General features: G+C 36.6%; 13 protein-coding genes. 4 read left to right on the top strand and 9 right to left on the bottom strand.

The annotated features are described in order from the left end of the window. The first annotated feature begins 3 nt into the window (after positions 1 to 3). Positions 4 to 390, top strand: coding sequence for a Co2+/Mg2+ efflux protein ApaG (gene apaG, locus AY601_RS20765; protein WP_068404707.1), 387 nt, complete (start codon positions 4 to 6; stop codon positions 388 to 390). On the opposite strand, the gene AY601_RS20770 is transcribed toward apaG, so the two are convergent. Then, on the bottom strand, positions 387 to 1,082 hold the full coding sequence (locus AY601_RS20770; protein ID WP_068404708.1) for a zinc metallopeptidase: 696 nt from the start codon (positions 1,080 to 1,082) through the stop codon (positions 387 to 389). The genes apaG and AY601_RS20770 overlap by 4 nt on opposite strands. 319 nt (positions 1,083 to 1,401) lie before the next feature. On the opposite strand from AY601_RS20770, the gene AY601_RS20775 reads away from it, so the two are divergent. After that, a complete protein-coding gene (locus AY601_RS20775; protein WP_068404710.1) occupies positions 1,402 to 2,730 on the top strand; it encodes a DNA recombination protein RmuC in 1,329 nt (442 codons plus the stop codon). Here AY601_RS20775 and thiL read toward each other — a convergent pair. Next, positions 2,720 to 3,760 (bottom strand): thiamine-phosphate kinase, encoded by a 1,041-nt coding sequence (gene thiL, locus AY601_RS20780; RefSeq protein WP_068404712.1) that lies wholly within the window; start codon positions 3,758 to 3,760, stop codon positions 2,720 to 2,722. The two genes, AY601_RS20775 and thiL, sit on opposite strands and share 11 nt — an antisense overlap. Before the next feature lie 110 nt (positions 3,761 to 3,870). Beyond that, positions 3,871 to 4,863 (bottom strand): quinolinate synthase NadA, encoded by a 993-nt coding sequence (nadA, locus tag AY601_RS20785; RefSeq protein WP_068404714.1) that lies wholly within the window; start codon positions 4,861 to 4,863, stop codon positions 3,871 to 3,873. A gap of 398 nt (positions 4,864 to 5,261) precedes the next feature. Between nadA and nadB the strand changes: the two genes are divergently transcribed. Further along, positions 5,262 to 6,848 carry an L-aspartate oxidase gene (gene nadB, locus AY601_RS20790; RefSeq protein WP_068404715.1) on the top strand — a complete coding sequence of 529 codons (1,587 nt, stop codon included), beginning with the start codon at positions 5,262 to 5,264 and terminating at the stop codon, positions 6,846 to 6,848. Between the two features lie 10 nt (positions 6,849 to 6,858). Then, positions 6,859 to 7,368 carry a gamma carbonic anhydrase family protein gene (locus AY601_RS20795; RefSeq protein WP_068404717.1) on the top strand — a complete coding sequence of 170 codons (510 nt, stop codon included), beginning with the start codon at positions 6,859 to 6,861 and terminating at the stop codon, positions 7,366 to 7,368. Between the two features lies 1 nt (position 7,369). On the opposite strand, the gene AY601_RS20800 is transcribed toward AY601_RS20795, so the two are convergent. The 6 genes from AY601_RS20800 to AY601_RS20825 form a co-directional block, all read right to left on the bottom strand. Next, a complete protein-coding gene (locus AY601_RS20800; RefSeq protein WP_068404720.1) occupies positions 7,370 to 9,004 on the bottom strand; it encodes an Ig-like domain-containing protein in 1,635 nt (544 codons plus the stop codon). Positions 9,005 to 9,148: 144 nt separating this feature from the next. After that, positions 9,149 to 11,011 (bottom strand): tRNA uridine-5-carboxymethylaminomethyl(34) synthesis enzyme MnmG, encoded by a 1,863-nt coding sequence (mnmG, locus tag AY601_RS20805; protein WP_068404722.1) that lies wholly within the window; start codon positions 11,009 to 11,011, stop codon positions 9,149 to 9,151. Positions 11,012 to 11,170: 159 nt separating this feature from the next. Next, a complete protein-coding gene (locus AY601_RS20810; RefSeq protein WP_068404724.1) occupies positions 11,171 to 13,045 on the bottom strand; it encodes an ABC-F family ATP-binding cassette domain-containing protein in 1,875 nt (624 codons plus the stop codon). A gap of 502 nt (positions 13,046 to 13,547) precedes the next feature. Further along, positions 13,548 to 14,000 carry an rRNA maturation RNase YbeY gene (gene ybeY / locus AY601_RS20815; protein ID WP_068404726.1) on the bottom strand — a complete coding sequence of 151 codons (453 nt, stop codon included), beginning with the start codon at positions 13,998 to 14,000 and terminating at the stop codon, positions 13,548 to 13,550. A 10-nt stretch (positions 14,001 to 14,010) separates the two neighbouring features. After that, positions 14,011 to 17,325 carry a DUF4175 family protein gene (locus AY601_RS20820; protein WP_068404728.1) on the bottom strand — a complete coding sequence of 1,105 codons (3,315 nt, stop codon included), beginning with the start codon at positions 17,323 to 17,325 and terminating at the stop codon, positions 14,011 to 14,013. 199 nt (positions 17,326 to 17,524) lie between these two features. Next, positions 17,525 to 17,716, bottom strand: a complete 192-nt coding sequence (locus AY601_RS20825) for a cold-shock protein (protein ID WP_037441187.1) — start codon at positions 17,714 to 17,716, stop codon at positions 17,525 to 17,527. Positions 17,717 to 17,798: the final 82 nt, after the last annotated feature.

Genomic DNA, 17,798 nt, shown 5'->3' on the forward strand with positions numbered 1-17,798 from the left:
ACAATGGTCACAGCGATTACACAAGGCGTTAAGATTTCGGTAGATACGGTGTATCAGGAAGAATATTCCAATCCTGAGAAAGAACATTTTATGTTTGCTTACCAGATTTCTGTAGAAAATCTGTCAGATTATTCGATACAATTAATGCGCCGTCAATGGTTTATTTTTGATTCCAACGGTACACAAAGGGAAGTAGAAGGGGAAGGCGTTGTTGGCATTCAGCCTGTCATAGAACCAGGAGAAAGCTATTCTTACGTTTCAGGATGTAATTTAACAACAGATATGGGATCGATGTCAGGAAATTACCTGATGCACCGGACTGCAGATGAAAGTGACTTTACAGTTGACATTCCTGAATTTCAACTCATTGTACCTTACCGTTTGAATTAGTTTTTATTTCTTCCAAATAACATGGAAGCATAATATAATAAATTGGACAATGCACCAAGGGCAGCTACTACATAGGTCATTGCTGCCCACCATAAAGCATCTTTTGCCTGTGCATTTTCTTCATAACTATGCATCACTACCTGATTATTTTTAAGCCATATTAAAGCTCTTTTACTCGCATCAAATTCAACAGGCAAGGTGATGAAGCTAAATATCGTGATCAGCACAAGCCCGGCTACTCCCAATCCCAGGACAAAAGGATTACCTGTAAAGCCAATCAGCAAAATACCTATGATCAATACCCATTGCAAAAGATTAGAAGATATACTGACTACCGGGACCATATTAGTTCTGAATTGCAGCCAATAGTAGGACTTAGCATGCTGAACAGCATGTCCGCATTCATGCGCAGCTACGGCTGCGGCTGCAACACTTCTCCCATAATACACATCCGTACTTAAATTAACAGTTTTATCTGCTGGATTATAATGATCCGTTAACTGACCGTCTGCATTCATCACCCTCACATCATATATACCATTATCATGCAACATTTTTTCTGCAATCTCATGCCCTGAAAATCCAGAATTCAACTGCATTTCCGCGTACCTCGCAAATTTATGTCTGAACTTCCACTGCACAAAAATGCTTAGAATCAGTATCGGAATTATAAAAAACAAATAGGTCGCCATCTCTTGATATCACATTTTATCCATTGCGATAAATCAAAAATTGTTCCCATAATCTTGAATTTCAATTATATTTCAATAAAACAGCTATTCTGTGATTAAAACACCTTATTATAATTAAAAAATACGCCTGATAATTAATTTATTAATTGCTTATTAAAAAAATCCCTTTTTTATTCTTTCCAATAAGAAGCATATTTCTATTATAAAAACCTTTTTGTCTCTTAAAAACTTCATAAATACAATAGAGCATTGCTACATAAATACTAAAATACTTGTTAAAATCGTTTATAATACAGATTTTTGATAAAAATATTAGCAAATGAATATTCTTATTATAGTATTGCTTATCGTCGTTATCATCTTCCTTTTTTTCATTTTATTAAAAAAACCAGATGCAGTTAATAACCAGACAGACTTATTGGGTTTAAAGGAAGCCGAGCATGAAAAGATTCTAGGCTATTACAAAGAAGAAAAGCAACGCCTGGAAGACGAACTTATTGATTTGCGTACAGGATTTATGGATGAAAGAAGCCGTGCTGTAAAAGCAGAAGAAATGCTTAAAGCGCAGGTAGACAAACAAACTGAACAGGAAAAGTATATAGCAGAATTGCAGCAAAAATTCAAAATGGAATTTGAGCATATCGCTAATCAGATACTGGAGGAGAAAACTTCAAAATTCACGGCAAATAACAAAGCCAATATGGACCTCATTTTAAGCCCGCTGAAGGAAAATATTAAAGCATTCGAGGAAAAGGTCGACCGGGTATACAAAGCGGAGTCAGACGAACGCAATATACTCAAAGGCGTTATTTCACAACTGATGGATCAGAGCAAACAAATACAAGAAGATGCAAATAACCTGACCAAAGCACTAAAAGGAGATAATAAAAAACAAGGTAACTGGGGAGAAGTGATTCTGGAGCGTGTATTAGAACGTTCAGGACTTGTTAAAGACCAGGAATACCGGATACAATCGAGTTTTAGCACCGCAACAGGCAATAGGGTACAACCTGATGTAATCATTGATCTGCCAGAAGATAAACACATTGTTGTCGATTCTAAAGTTTCACTGATTGCTTATGAAAAATATGTCACGGCCGAAACCGAAGAAGAAAGAGAAATATTTGTCAAACAGCACTTACTTTCTTTGAAAAACCATATCCAGGACCTTTCAGGTAAAAATTATCAGGCACTTTACCAAATCAACTCCCCTGATTTCGTATTGCTGTTTATCCCTATAGAATCCTCATTCGGTATTGCAGTTCAAAAAGACGCTGAACTTTTCAATTATGCCTGGGAAAGAAAAGTAGTGATTGTAAGCCCATCTACCTTACTGGCTACGCTCCGGACTATTTCAAGCATTTGGAAACAAGAAAGACAGAACCGCAATGTACTGGAAATAGCACGTCTGAGCGGCAGCATGTACGATAAATTTGTTGGTTTTGTAACTGATATGGAGAGTATCGGCAGAAATATCAGGCAGAGCCAGGATGCATACGATAAAGCCATGGGCAAACTAACTACCGGATCAGGGAACCTGGCTAATACAGCTGATAAAATAAAAAAGCTGGGTGCAAAAACTACCAAACAAATTGATCGTAAATTTTTGGACCCAGCTTTAATAGCGGATGAAAATCCTATAATTTAAAGGCGTTCCAGCCCTGTGCTTTCAATTCGTGAACAACACTTGATTTAGAAATCATTTTACAGCCTGAAGCTTTATCAGTAATGTGACCAATTACAGTAATATCCACATCATGCTTTAATTTTGTATAGTCTTCCTGTTTGATTGTGAATAACAATTCATAATCTTCTCCGCCATTTAATGCACAAACAGTTGGATCAAGCCCCAGCTCCCTTGCAGTTTCATAAGTCATCGGGTCAATTGGAAATTTATCTTCATACAAAGTACATCCTTTTTCAGATTGCTTGCAGATATGCATAATATCAGAAGCCAAACCATCAGAAATATCGATCATTGCAGTAGGCACGATTTTCATCTGGGCCAGCAGGTCCACAATATCTCTTCTGCCTTCAGGTTTCAATTGTCTTTCAATAATATAATCTTTTCCTTCCAGATCAGGCTGAATATTAGGGTTTTCCAGGAAAATCTGTTTTTCTCTTTCTAGAATCTGAAGCCCTACATAAGCCCCGCCTAAATCACCGGAAACACAAATTAAATCACCTTCATTAGCACCATTTCTGTAGCAAATATCTTCTTTGGCAGCATAACCAATACTCGTTACACTCAGTACTAGTCCCTGCTTGCTCGAAGAGGTATCCCCACCAATTAAATCAATGTTGAACTTATTACAGGCCAGCTCTATCCCTTTATAAATTTCTTCTACAGCTTCTAATGGAAACTTACTCGAAACCCCGATAGAAACAGTAATCTGGGCTGCTACTCCATTCATTGCGTAAATATCGCTTAAATTCACCTGAACAGCCTTATATCCCAAGTGCATCAGCGGTACATAAGCCAGATCAAAATGGATTCCTTCCAACAATAAATCTGTAGAAATTAAAATTTCTTTATCGCCAGAATGCAATACTGCAGCATCATCACCAATCCCTTTGACACTAGTTTCATGTCTTATTTTAAAATTATTTGTCAGGTGTTCAATCAGGCCAAACTCGCCCAATTCACCTAATTCTGTACGTCCTTTATTCTCAAACATATTTTTTTTATAAATATTAACCGCTGGAATTTTCCGTTGGTTTTTACCTCTGTTTCTTAAGTTTTAAAACTTATTAACAGTTGTTAGGAAAGTTTTAAAGCTAACAATCCCTATAAGCCAAGACTTGCCGAAATCTCCAGCATTCTTTCAATTGGTTTTCTTGCTTCTCTGATAATATGCTCAGGTACAGTCACTTCTGGTGATCCATTTTTTAAACACAAATACAGTTTTTCTAAAGTATTTCTCTTCATATAGGGACAATCATTGCAAGCACAATTATTATTCGGCGGCGCCGGAATAAAAGTTTTTGTTGGATTAGCCTTTTCCATCTGGTGAATTATACCACTTTCTGTCGCTATAATAAATTCTTTCGCCTCACTTTTGATGGAATAATTTAACAAACCTGTTGTAGATCCGATATAATCTGCCATCTGTAATACAGCTTCCTCACATTCCGGATGTGCAATAAATTTTGCATGCGGATGACGCTCTTTTAGCTTCGTTATTTTCTCTCTTGAAAATATTTCGTGGACCATACACGCACCATTCCACAGCACCAGGTCCCTGCCAGTTTTTTTCGCTACCCAGGCTCCCAGATTTTTATCAGGTCCAAAAATAATCTTCTGCTCTTTTGGCAGACTTTCTACAATTTGGACCGCATTGGTTGAGGTACAAACAATATCACTCATCGCTTTTAGCTCTGCCGTACAATTCACGTAGGTAATGACCAGGTGATCCGGGTATTTTTCTTTAAACTTTTTAAACAAATGTGGTGGACAACTATCTGCTAATGAGCAACCTGCCTTTAAATCAGGTAATAAAACCTTTTTTTCAGGAGAGAGGATTTTAGCTGTTTCTGCCATAAAATGCACTCCTGCAAAAACAATCACATCCGCCTCTGTTCTGGCAGCTTCCTGAGAAAGCCCCAAACTGTCTCCAATATAGTCCGCAACATCCTGTATATCAGGTTCTTGATAGTAATGTGCCAGGATTATCGCATTTTTCTCTTTTTTTAATTTTTCAATTTCCGCAAAAAGATCAAGTGTTGGGTCGATACTTTCTTCTACAAATCCTCTTCTGTTCAATTCTTCTAAGGTATCCATTTTCAACGTTTCAATAATTAATAATTATTTAATATAAATAGATTTCTATTGTTTATTAGTGTGTTAGTAATGTTTGTAACTCTGAGATTTTTATTCGTTTTTATAACTTGTTCTATACTTACCAACAATTAAATCACTTTTTTTTTGAAAAAATACGCTGATTCACAATTAGATATTTTTACGATTAAAAACTTATCCATACTCAGATGTTTATTAGTTACTTGGTAGTAAAAAGTTAATAACTCATGCAAAGTTGCTGAAAAATAACTTAAAATATTGTGTCTAATTCTCATTTTACCTTAGCTTTAAACATTCTTAAATAGTTACTCTATTTATTTAGACAAGTAATCAACATATTTCTAACGTTGTTAACAACAAGGCGGATTTAGCACAATTCAATGAAGAATACAGACTTTTTAGTAATAGGATCGGGGATTGCGGGCTTGAGCTTCGCTTTAAAGGCCGCTAAGCATGGTAAAGTTTTAATTATTACAAAATCAAATGAAGATGAATCCAATACAAAATACGCCCAGGGTGGGGTAGCTGTAGTTGTGGATAAAGATGATTCTTTTGAAAAGCATATTCATGATACTTTAATTGCCGGCGATGGGCTTTGCGATCCGGCAATTGTGGAAATCGTGGTGAAAGAAGGGCCTCAGCGTATCCAGGAGATCATAGATTACGGAATTAAATTTGACAAGGACCCTGCAGGCGTTTATGATCTTGCGAAGGAAGGAGGGCACTCTGAGCACCGGGTTTTACACTATAAAGACGTTACGGGCTATGAAATTGAGAGTGTTTTATTGAAGCAAATTCACGAGAATCCAAACATAGAGATATTAACACATTACTTCTGTTTGGAGTTAATTACCCAACATCACCTCGGATTGTTTGTTGACAAGAGTACCAAAGTTATTAACTGTTTTGGTGTATATGCCTTTAACACAGAGCTTAACGATGTGGAAAAGATACTAGCAAAGGTAACTGTGCTAGCTTCCGGTGGCGCTGGTCATGTGTATTCCAGCACTACAAATCCAGTAATTGCAACAGGAGATGGGATGGCAATGGTTTACCGTGCAAAAGGAAAATTGAGGAATATGGAGTTCATTCAGTTTCATCCTACTGCTTTATATAACCCTGGTGAGTATCCATCCTTCTTAATATCGGAAGCCGTAAGGGGCTTTGGAGGCGTTCTGAGGCGTAAGAATGGGGATGAATTTATGTACGAATATGACGAAAGAGGGTCATTGGCACCACGTGATATTGTGGCCAGGGCAATAGATTCTGAGATGAAAAAATCGGGTGAAGATTTCGTTTATCTGGACATTAGAAACCGTTCAAAGACTGACATATTGACACACTTTCCAAACATTTATGCGAAGTGTTTATCTATAGGTATAGACATGACTAAAGATTTAATTCCGGTTACTCCAGCTGCTCATTACATGTGTGGTGGAATTTTAGTAGATGAATTTGGAAGATCTTCTATTCATAATTTATATGCTTGCGGAGAATGTTCTTCAACTGGTCTGCATGGTGCAAACCGGTTAGCTTCAAATTCTTTATTGGAAGCCCCCGTTTTTGCACACCGGATTTATCTGGATGCGATAGAAAAATTTAAAGACAGCGTTATTCCTGAAAATATTCCGGAATGGGACGATCATGGAGTTATTCAATCTGATGAAGATATCCTGGTTACACACAACTTGCGCGAAACTCAAAAATTAATGAGCGATTATGTAGGAATTGTACGTTCAGATTTTAGATTGGACAGAGCGATGAGACGTCTATTTTTATTACACGAAGAAACTGAGGAATTTTATAAAGCGAATAAAGTCTCTGTCAAATTATGTGAATTAAGAAACGTTATACAAGTTGCCTTTACCGTGATCAAATCTGCGATGGCAAGAAAAGAAAGCAGGGGTTTACATTATACAACAGATTACCCTGGACATGCAGAAGAATTAATTGATACTATTTTTTAATATATAGAATATGCCCGTTATTTTACCGGTTTTAGATAAACACCCGAAATGGGGAGAAAATTGTTTTATTGCACCAAACGCAACTATAGTAGGGGATGTAACTATGGGAACGAATTGTTCCGTATGGTTTAATGCAGTAATCAGAGGAGATGTAAACACAATTACTATCGGAAATGATAGTAATATTCAGGATGGTGCGGTTATTCATGCGACGTATCTTAAGGCTGCTACTACCATTGGTAACAGGGTCTCAGTAGGGCATAATGCGATTGTACATGGTTGTATCCTTAAAGACCATGTACTTGTTGGTATGGGGGCTATTGTCATGGACAATGCAGTGGTAGAAGAATATTGTATTATTGGTGCCGGATCAGTTGTCCTGGAAAATACAATTTGTGAATCTGGTTTTCTCTATGCAGGAACACCTGCAAAAAAAATAAAGCCCATTACTGAAGAGCAACGGGCTTTATTAAATAAATTACCAGATAACTATATTATGTATTCAGATTGGTTCAGATAAACTATTTTTCTTTAGGTAGTGTAATCGTCTCATTTCTATCCCAGTTAGCCCGTATAGAGAGCTCTTTAGGCTCGTTATAAATGGTTTCTGGCTGTAAGCCCAGTTTAACATTACCAGTGTCCCAGATGCCATTTTTATTGGTATCATAGATAATTCTGATAAAGTATCTTCCGGCCCTGTAATTTGCAAATTTTACGGTGGTATCCAGAGATACCACCAAATTATTTACTACTGCTTTAGCTTCATTGGTAATTTCCAGCAGATACTGTTTATTAGGTTCAGGAACAATTATTTTTACCTGTAAAGTTCCGTAATCGTCTTTCTTAGCTAACTGGAATTTCTTTAAAAACTCTTTGCTTTTAGTTGCAAACAGCCCGGTAAAAGCACCATCACCAAATTTGATTTCATAAATATTATTTGCTTGCCAGGGATAGCGTATATGGTAAGCCAGGAAGTTTGCACTATCCTTAACCACTGTGAAATTTGTTTTCACCACAGAATCTTCCATCAGGACTATTTTTGATGGATCTACAGCTTCAACAGGCATTCCAAATGTCAAAGTAAATGGTTTATTCGGATTGATTAAATTGGTTTCAATATTATCAGTCGCGACCAAACTTCTTTTATAAGTATCTTTTTTTCCCCTGTTGAAAGTAACTGTTTGCAGTAATTTTCCTGCATTAGTGACACTTATTTTGGTAGAATCAAAGCTTAAATCAGCTAACCAAATCTTTACTGAATCACCATTTTTGTTGAATTTAACCAATTTGGTAGCGTCCAGATTTTTAGGTTCTGTCACCACGATTTCTGGTTTTTTTAGTTTCTGATTGAAGTTCATTGAAATACTTCCATCCGCATTAAGTCTTCTGTCATTGATCCTGAAAAGTATGGCATCTTCTTTAAACACCATCATATTTACATTTTGGGTATCTTTTTTCAGGACCAAAGGCTCTTTAACAAAACCAATTTCATCAGAACTTTGCTGATAGATCTTATCGCTGCTTTGTTCTTTCAGTGCATAAACTTTATAAGTATCTGCTCTTAAATTATTAATTTTGTAATTTCCACTGCTGTCCGTTAAAGTATAAATAGAAGCTTTCTTTTTTCCAAAAATACTATCCCTGGATAGGGGCAGTACAAAAGCAACGCCCTCAATTAATGGCTTGCCTGTTTGTGATTCTTTAATGTTACCAGAAATACTTAAAGAGTCCAGGGATGCACCAGTTGAAAAAACATAAGTCAGGTTTTTAGTTACATTTCCTTCATTCACGTCGCCAACTGCTTTACCAAAATTAAGCGTATAAGTTGTATTCTTTTCCAGAGAATCTGTAAAAGTAATCTCCAGTGATTTGTCCTTGATTTTTAAAGTGGGCATCACCTCTACATCCGGAGAAATGGAGAATTGCTTATACTGATCAGTCAATTTGAAATATTCATCAAACTGGATAACAATTTTCTTAGCCTTAAAATTCCTGGTTAAATTTTTTGGGGTCATAGAAAGTACTTTTGGTGGTGTTTTATCTTTTGGGCCTCCCTGAGGGCCAGGTCCAATGCTCGCGCAGCCATAAATCAGGGATATTCCTGAAAATGTATAAAATAAACTCCTTGCAATCTTTAATAAGCTGTTTTTGGCCATTTATGTGCGATGTAATAGAATCTTTAACCTTTTTAATAACTATGATGTAAAAAGTCTGAAAGCTTCTTATATCGCTTTAAAATAAGCTGCTTTCAGACTGTATTGTTTTTGTTTGTAATTAATTGATAATCAATAAATTATATTTTATTTACTAATGTGTACCATCAAAACTGAAATGTCTGAAGGAGAAACCCCTGAAATTCTTGATGCTTGGCCTAAAGTACGTGGTTTTATCTTCAATAATTTCTCTCTTGCTTCTTTTGATAAGGATCCTAATGAAGAATAATCAAAATCCGGATTGATATCTTTGTCTTCCATCTTTTGCATTTTGTTGACGATCTCTTGTTCTTTCAGAAAGTAACTTTCATATTTCACTTTGATTTCAGCTTGTTCAATAGTTTCCTGATCAAATGGAGCCAAGTATTCATCCAGACTTTTACTCACCTTTCTAAGGTCATTAATTCCAACCTGAGGCCTGCCAAGGACGCTGACAATTTTAACATTCTGTGCTAAAGGTGTTGAACCTAAAGTTTCCAGCATGTCGTTCGCTTCAGTCATCTCGATTCCTTGTTTGCGGGTGAAGGCAACGATATTATCTGAGTTCGAAATTTTCTGATTGACAGTGGCCAGGCGCTCGTCACTAATTAATCCTAAGGCATGGCCAATAGGGGAGAGCCTGATATCTGCATTATCCTGACGCAATAACAATCTGTGCTCTGCTCTGGAAGTAAACATACGGTAGGGTTCCTCAGTTCCTTTAGTCACCAGGTCATCAATTAATACACCTATATAAGATTCGGAACGTTTCATAATTAATGGCGCTTTCTCATTAATTTTTAAGTGCGCATTAATTCCGGCAATGAAACCTTGACTCGCTGCTTCTTCATAGCCTGTAGTTCCATTGATTTGTCCTGCAAAATATAGATTCTCAATTAACTTAGTTTCTAAAGTTAAAGATAACTGGGTAGGTGGAAAGTAATCATATTCAATAGCGTAACCTGGTCTGAACATCTTTGCATTTTCAAATCCTGGGATCTGGATCAAAGCTCTGTATTGAACATCTTCAGGTAGTGAAGTTGAAAAACCATTTACATAAATTTCACAAGTATTCCATCCTTCAGGTTCTACAAAAATCTGATGTCTGTCCCTTTCGGCAAACCTGTTAATTTTATCTTCAATGGAAGGACAGTATCTTGGACCTAAACCTTTAATTCTGCCCGTAAACATCGGGGATTTTTCAAACCCTTCTTTTAATGTTTCATGAACATTACTATTGGTATAAGTAATCCAGCAACATCTTTTAGCTGTTGGTCTTTCTACATTCGTATAAGAGAATCTTCCTGGATTTTCATCACCCCATTGTTCTTCCATTAATGAATAATTCAGAGATCTTCCATCCACGCGTGGGGGAGTACCCGTTTTCATTCTTCCGGCTTCGAAGCCAATTGAAGTTAATTGTTCTGTAATTCCAGTAGCTGCTTTTTCACCAGTACGGCCGCCACCAAATTTCTTTTCCCCAATATGGATCAAACCATTCAGAAAAGTACCATTTGTTAATATAACACTTTTAGCTTTGATCTCTACACCAATAGAAGTTTTAACTCCGGTTACTTTGTTATTTTCAATGATCAGACTGCTGACCATATCTTGCCAGAAATCTACATTTGGTGTACGTTCTAAAGCAAGTCTCCACTCTTCGGCAAATCTTTTCCTGTCGTTCTGTGCACGCGGACTCCACATTGCAGGGCCCTTCGATAAATTGAGCATTCTAAATTGCAGCGTCGTCTTGTCACTGATGATACCCGAGTATCCACCCATGGCATCAATTTCTCTTACAATTTGTCCTTTCGCTACACCGCCCATGGCAGGGTTGCAGCTCATTTGCGCAATTGTCTCCATGTTCATGGTGACTAATAAAACGGAAGATCCCATGTTTGCTGCTGCCGCTGCTGCTTCACAACCTGCGTGTCCGGCACCTACAACAATCACATCATATTCTTTGAACATCTTATTTTATCTTTATGTTCCACGTGAAACAAGGTCTGTATTTCTTGTTCTGAAGCACTGGTGTTTCACGTGGAACGTTAATTTTTATGTTAGCTTAACGGGCTTGCTTAAACTTGTAAATGCTTTAAAAAGCCTTATAATGATTTGTTATTTCTTTAATTAAGTCGTTTTGTTTATCTTTTCTGATAACTCTACCCAACGTTCCATAGTCTGCTCTAAAGAAGTATTCAGCTTTTCGATAGCTTTCGTCACTTCTTGTATCTCCATATAATTAGCACTATCGATTGCGAGCATAGAATTAGTTAGTTTATCAATTTCATTTTCAATCTCTGCAATTTTAGCTTCTGAATCGTCTAGCTCTTTCTGCTCTTTATAAGTCAATTTATTGGCAGGGATAACAGTAGTTTTTTGTTCGTTCTTATTCGACTTTGTTTCTGCTTTTTCTTTAGGCGTATCCAGGCTAATTCTGTACTCAGAATAATTACCATTGTAAATACTAACGATTCCTTCACCTTCCATAATGAATAATTGCTCACTCATTTTGTCTAATAAATACCTATCGTGAGAAACCAAAATTAATACACCAGGGAAGTTTTCCAGGAACTCTTCCAATACATTTAACGTATCAATATCTAAATCATTGGTTGGCTCATCCAGGATCAGGAAATTTGGGTTTTGCATTAAAACCTTCATCAGGTGTAAACGCTTTTTCTCTCCTCCACTTAATTTTTCTACCATCCCATGTTGCTTTTTAGGAGGGAAGAGGAATAAGGTTAATAATTGAGAAGCTGAGATCATGGAACCATCAGCCATCTTAATATATTCAGCATCTGATTTTACAATATCAATAACTCGTTCTTTTTCATTGAAGGCTAAACCACCTTGTTTATAATACCCATAAACAGTAGTTTCTCCGGTGCTTACCTTACCTTTTTCAGGAATCTGGAAGCCAGTAATAATATTTAATAAAGTAGATTTTCCAGTTCCATTTTTTCCTGCCAAACCAATACGGTCTGCACGTTTGAAAGTATAACTGAAATCATTGATTATTTTTTTCTCATCAAAAGACTGACCGATATGATCCAGCTCCAGAATCTTGTTTCCCTGGCGTGACATCTTCATGCTTAAGGTTACGCTTCCAGTATCAGAACGTTGTTTGGTTTTACTTTCTAAATCATAAAAGGCATCAATTCTTGATTGAGATTTAGTTGTTCTTGCCGCAGGCATTCTGCGCATCCATTCCAATTCTTTCTTCAGGAGATTTTTATTCTTTTGGAAAGTACTGTCATCAGAAGCTTCACGTTCCGATTTCTTTTCCAGGAAATAGGCATAGTTCCCATTGTAATTGTAAATCTTACCTCTGTCCAGTTCCACAATTGTATTACATACATTGTCCAGGAAATACCTGTCATGCGTAACCAGTAATATTGTTTTATTTCCTGAAGTCAATAATTTCTCTAACCATTCAATCGTATCAATGTCAAGATGATTTGTTGGCTCATCCAATACATAAATCTCAGGGTCCTCAATCAAAAGTTTGGCTAAAGCCAGACGTTTTTTCTGACCACCAGAAAGCGTTGAAATTTTTTGCTGCAGGTGATTAATTCCCATACGGCTTAAAATCGTTTTAATTTCATGCTCATATTCCCAGGCATTATGTTCACTTAATTCCTCGTATAAACGATTAAGTTTTTTTTCATCTGGATTTGGGTCTTCAATCAGTTCTTCATATTCTTTGATTAACTGTTGCTGCTTATTGTCTGTAGAAAAAATAAAATCACTGATAGAATATCCATCAGGAAAGGAGGGCTCCTGATCGAGGAAACCAATCTTAACGAATTTATTTTTTACTATTTTCCCTTCCAGCGGAGTAAACCGCTCGGCCAATAATTTTAATAGGGTGCTTTTACCAGCTCCGTTGATACCAACCAGCGCTACGCGCTGACCAGTCTGGATGCCTAAGGTTAAATTTTTGAATAACCATTCATCATTATAGGCATGGCCTAAATTTTCTGCTGCAATTAATGTGCTCAAAGTATATTTTTAACGAATTATCAGATAAGAAATTATCCGCAAAAGTAAGCAATATTTGTGGGTATCATATTCATGTGTTTAAACAACTAAATATTATATTACAATTTAGTAACCTACGGAGTTATAAGTATATGCAAAAACACTCTTGGGCATGATTTGAAAAATCTGAAAGGTAAAGTTATTTAGGAAATGAGTTAGAAGGTCACCTCAAACAGGAAGAATAAAATGTAGCTGCAGAAACGTATTTATGGCTAACCCGAATCTTAAAAAGCCAAGATTTGCGAAAACGATAGAATTTAAATGACTAAGGGACTTAACGTGCCGTTTTCGGTGCTTTATAAGCAGATTAATGCAATTATTGCTGTTTTGAACTTATGAGTTTAAGAAGTTTTAAAAAGGGCTTATAACGCTTTAAATGAGGTCATTTTTTTAAGACATCAAATTTGCTATTAAGTTGTTGATTTACAGCAGATAAGTGATTTGGTAATATGTTTAATAGCGATTATACTGCTGTTTTAGTCAATGCGGCATTGAATAGCGTCAAATATTGATCTTCTTTCTGGGTCATCAACGCTTTTGCCGCCTTTCCTTTGTCCTTATAGCCTAATAGATGTAAAGTACCATGAATAATCACTCTGCACAATTCATGCTGAACTGTACTCTTAAATTGCTTAGCATTTTCCTGGATACGTTCTATACTGATAAAGATATCTCCTTGAATCATTTCGGGTGCCTCAGAGTTATCAAAAGTAATTACATCAGTATAAGTATCATGATTTAAGTATTGCTGGTTTATAGCCAGCAAATATTCGTCAGAACAAAGAATAAAAGTTAACTCCTCCAACTGAAAACCTTCTGCAATAATAGTCTCATTGATCCAGTTTCTGATAATTGTTTTATTTTTAAGGGTATACTTAACATTTTCTAAAAAAAAATGTACTGCTGGTTTGCTCATGACATACTATTTACGGTTGCAAATTTAGCAATTTAAAGTAGTCTGCTATTTTATTTTTGTAATAGTAATTGAGCGATGGAGGTAATTTTTGTAATAATTCTTGCTCGGCAGCTTGTTTCTTTTTGAACTGTTCTAACAATTTAGGATAGGACGGGGGGAAATCTTTTCCAACTTTGCTTTCTCTTTTCTCATCTTCACTTTGTTCTCTGCTGGCTTTTTCAGCATCCAGTAATTTAGTCAATACGCCTTGTTGACGTTTAATGGTTGCATCTTCCAGCCTTTTATTGATCAGATCGGACTCCGTCGTTTTCATGTCTTTGATCACCTGGTTTAAATTACCCAGGCCACCACTTCCATCTTTATTTTGTTCCGTATTGAGTTTCTGTAAAGCTTCGCGGATCAGCTGCTGTTGTTGCGCCATTTTTGCAAAACTTTCGCTCATTTCTCCTTTAGGTACGCTTCCTTGTTTACCTTCTTTTTGAAGCTTTTGTCTGGCCTGCTCCATATTCTTGTTCAGCTGCTGCTGCATTTGCTGAAGCTGCTGCATAGACTGTTTCCCTTTCCCTTTTCCGCCAGATTTAGAATTGCGCTTGTTTTTTTCCAATTGTTCCAGTGCCTCATTCAACATTAAAGCCAGGTTATTAATTGAAGTCATGGTGTATTGTTGATTTTTAACTGCCTCATAAGTCCTGCGTTCAGCCAGGTTTTCCAGACTTTTATCCAGATTAAAATTGATTTGCTGCATTTCTTCACCCACCGCACTCTGGATCTGAGGAACCCTTTTGCTCAAGGCAGACAAACTATCTGAAATCGTTTTTAAATTATCCTTTATGCCACGTTGTAACTGGACATTGCCGATATACGCAGGGTCATTGAAAGCCATTTTCTTTAAACTAAGCATCACCTTTTCCTGATCAAAAGAAGTTTTTAGCAAATGCTGAAGTAATAACCTTAATTCCTCTACCTGCAAATTATTTTCAGCCTCAGTTGCAGACTGCTGTTCCTCTTTAAGCTGGTCTGCCATTTCCTGCAATTGATCACCTGCTTTTTCCTGCTGTTCCGAAGCTTTTTGCCTTTGATTTTTAGTTAACTTTTCCAGGCTTTGCTGCTGTTGCTGCTGAATTTGCTGTGCTGTTTTTTCCTGTGGTGAAAAAGGGTTAGGTCTTTCCAAAGCCTGGTTTTTAGCATCCAGTTCTTTCATCTCTTTTTTCAGCTCATTAAATTCCTGTTGTTGCTTTTGCTGCTTCTTTTGCAACTCATCCAATGAATTTTTCTGGTCTTTGGTAGCTTTGCTCAATTCTTTTTGTGTCTTGGCAAGGCCGGCTAAACGGTCGATCTTATTTTGCAGATTTTGCTCAAATTCCAATTGCTTATATAATTCCAGGATCCGGTCAAGTTCATTCTTTAAGGATTTATTATCCATGGTCATTTTGCTCAACTCCTGTTGCGTCTGATCTTTATTATTTTGGGTAACCAGGCTTTGCAGTTTTTCCAGCAGCTCTTTGGTTTTAGGATCGAGGACATTGTTAAACAAATCATCAATTTGTTTCTGTTTCTCTGCCAATTCCTTCTTTAAATCTTCATTTTCTGTAGAATTAAAAGTGTTTTTTTGTTTGGCTTCCTGGATTTCCCTGACAACAGCCTCTAATTTCTTCTGCTTTTCCAGCAGCAGTCCAATATCTTTTTTATCCTCAAAAGTGAGTTCTTTTTTGTCCAGTAAAGTTTCTCCAAGCTTTTTACTTTCTTTTTCTACCTGGCCAGCGAGTTTAATTGCCGACTCCATTTTTTGTTTCAACAGGGTGCTTGCGGTATTTGTCTGCTTATCCAGCTGACTGGCAGTAGGCTGCTCATAAGTCCTGACCGCGGTGCGGCTTTTTTTAGGCCCATTCACGGCATCATTATCCGCTACTTCCAGGTAGTATTCCAGTACTTGGCCAGGCTTAATTTCTATATTTTTGAGATTCCAGAAATAGAAGAAAGAGTTCTCCAGTTGATTTGCTTTGACGGGAATACCTGTATATACTGTTTTTTTAGTGATGCCATTTTCTTTAAGCGTATAAACGAATTTTAAAGCGCTGAAACCATGATCATCATGAATATTCCCTGTGAAATATAAAGCTTTGCGGCTCAGTGAGTCCGCCGTTTCTTTGACTTCTATAGCAGGAGAAAGATCTGCAATTACCTCAATTTTATGGCTGATTGAATCCTGATGTACAGAAAATTCATTTTTAGGAATAACCCGGTAGTTCTGGCTCTTTTTGAGTACAGCTTTAAACTCCGCTGAATTATTTTCCACAGAGAGTTCCTGAAGCTGGTTACCCAATGCAAATACTAATTGTTTCGTATTTTCAGTGGAAACAACCCAGGTGACAACAGTTCCTTCCGGCAGGGTTAAATCTCCTGCATTGGAAATCGTTTCCTTCTTTTTCTTCAAATAAGAAGGGTAATTCAAATGCGCTTCCATCGTTAAAACAGCTGGTCTGGGTTTAACAATCAGCTTATAAGACCTGGAATCAAAACCGCCTGCACTAAAGCGGACCAGCTGTGTTTTCTGTAAGTTTTTTAAAGTATACTGAAAACTACTATTTGATTTTTTATCCAGCTTAAAAGTATTAAGTCCCTCTTTTAAATATATTTCTTGCGGGAGTTGATCTCCGTCTATTTTGATATTTAGCTGTAAATCGTCACCCTGTGTCACTACAAGAGTTTTATTGAGCAGTACAAAATCAAAAGGAGCTACAGGTAAAACCTCCTGATCATACTTAACAAAGCTTTTAGTTCCTTCTTTTAAAACAGCAGGAGCTATGATCCCGATGGCTATAATCAACACCAGCGGAACTATAAAATACTTAATTAGTTTTTTATTATCCCCAAGATTAATCGCTTTACTGAATGGAACTGGTGTTAATTCATTGATCTTCTGGTCTATTCCTGCTAAAATTAATTGATTATGCTCAGGAGATAAATCTGCCAGTGCTTTAAGCTGTAAAGTATTCAGCAATTTATCACGTACATGCTCGAAATGGTTTCCAATAATCTCTGCCGACTCTTCTAAACTAATGGTCTTACTCAACCTGAAATAGGCGAGAGCAGGCTTAACAATACCAACAGTTATAGAAACGAGTAAAATCAGCAGATAGGAAAAGAAGAGGATCGTTTTGACAAGGGGGGCAGGGTGCGAATAATACACCAGCACAAATAAGAAAAGGTAAAGGGCAAATAAAAGCGCAAGCGTATAAATAAGGCCATGAAACAGTTTATTAAGATAAAACTGCTGCTTAAATTCATTGATCTTTGAAATTAAAAGGCTGTAATTGCTATCCATTTCTGCTATATAAAAGCCCGTTTAAGCTGTTTCTGAATTTAAAGATAGAAAAGCCTTGAACAGAGAACGAATGTAATTGTTGTTTTTTATTCAAAATTGGGGAAACAGCCTTGTTTTATCCCGGATGGATTTCAAAGGGCATAAAAAAAGCTTCCCGATATCTCATCAGGAAGCTTGTACGAATTATGGTTATAATAATCTAGATTACTTTAACATTGATCGCATTCAAACCTTTTTTACCGCTTTCAACATCGTATTCTACTTTGTCGTTTTCACGGATTTCATCGATAAGGCCTGTTGAATGTACAAAAATTTCGCTATCGCCATTCGCTGGTACGATAAATCCAAAACCTTTAGTTACATTGAAAAATTTTACTGTTCCTTCTTGCATTGTATTATGTATTAATAATTAAGTCTGCAATGTAGTAATTATTTTTTTATAATCCGCAAATGCTTCATTTTTTGATAAATAT

This window comes from Pedobacter cryoconitis, from assembly GCF_001590605.1.
Classification (GTDB): domain Bacteria; phylum Bacteroidota; class Bacteroidia; order Sphingobacteriales; family Sphingobacteriaceae; genus Pedobacter; species Pedobacter cryoconitis_A.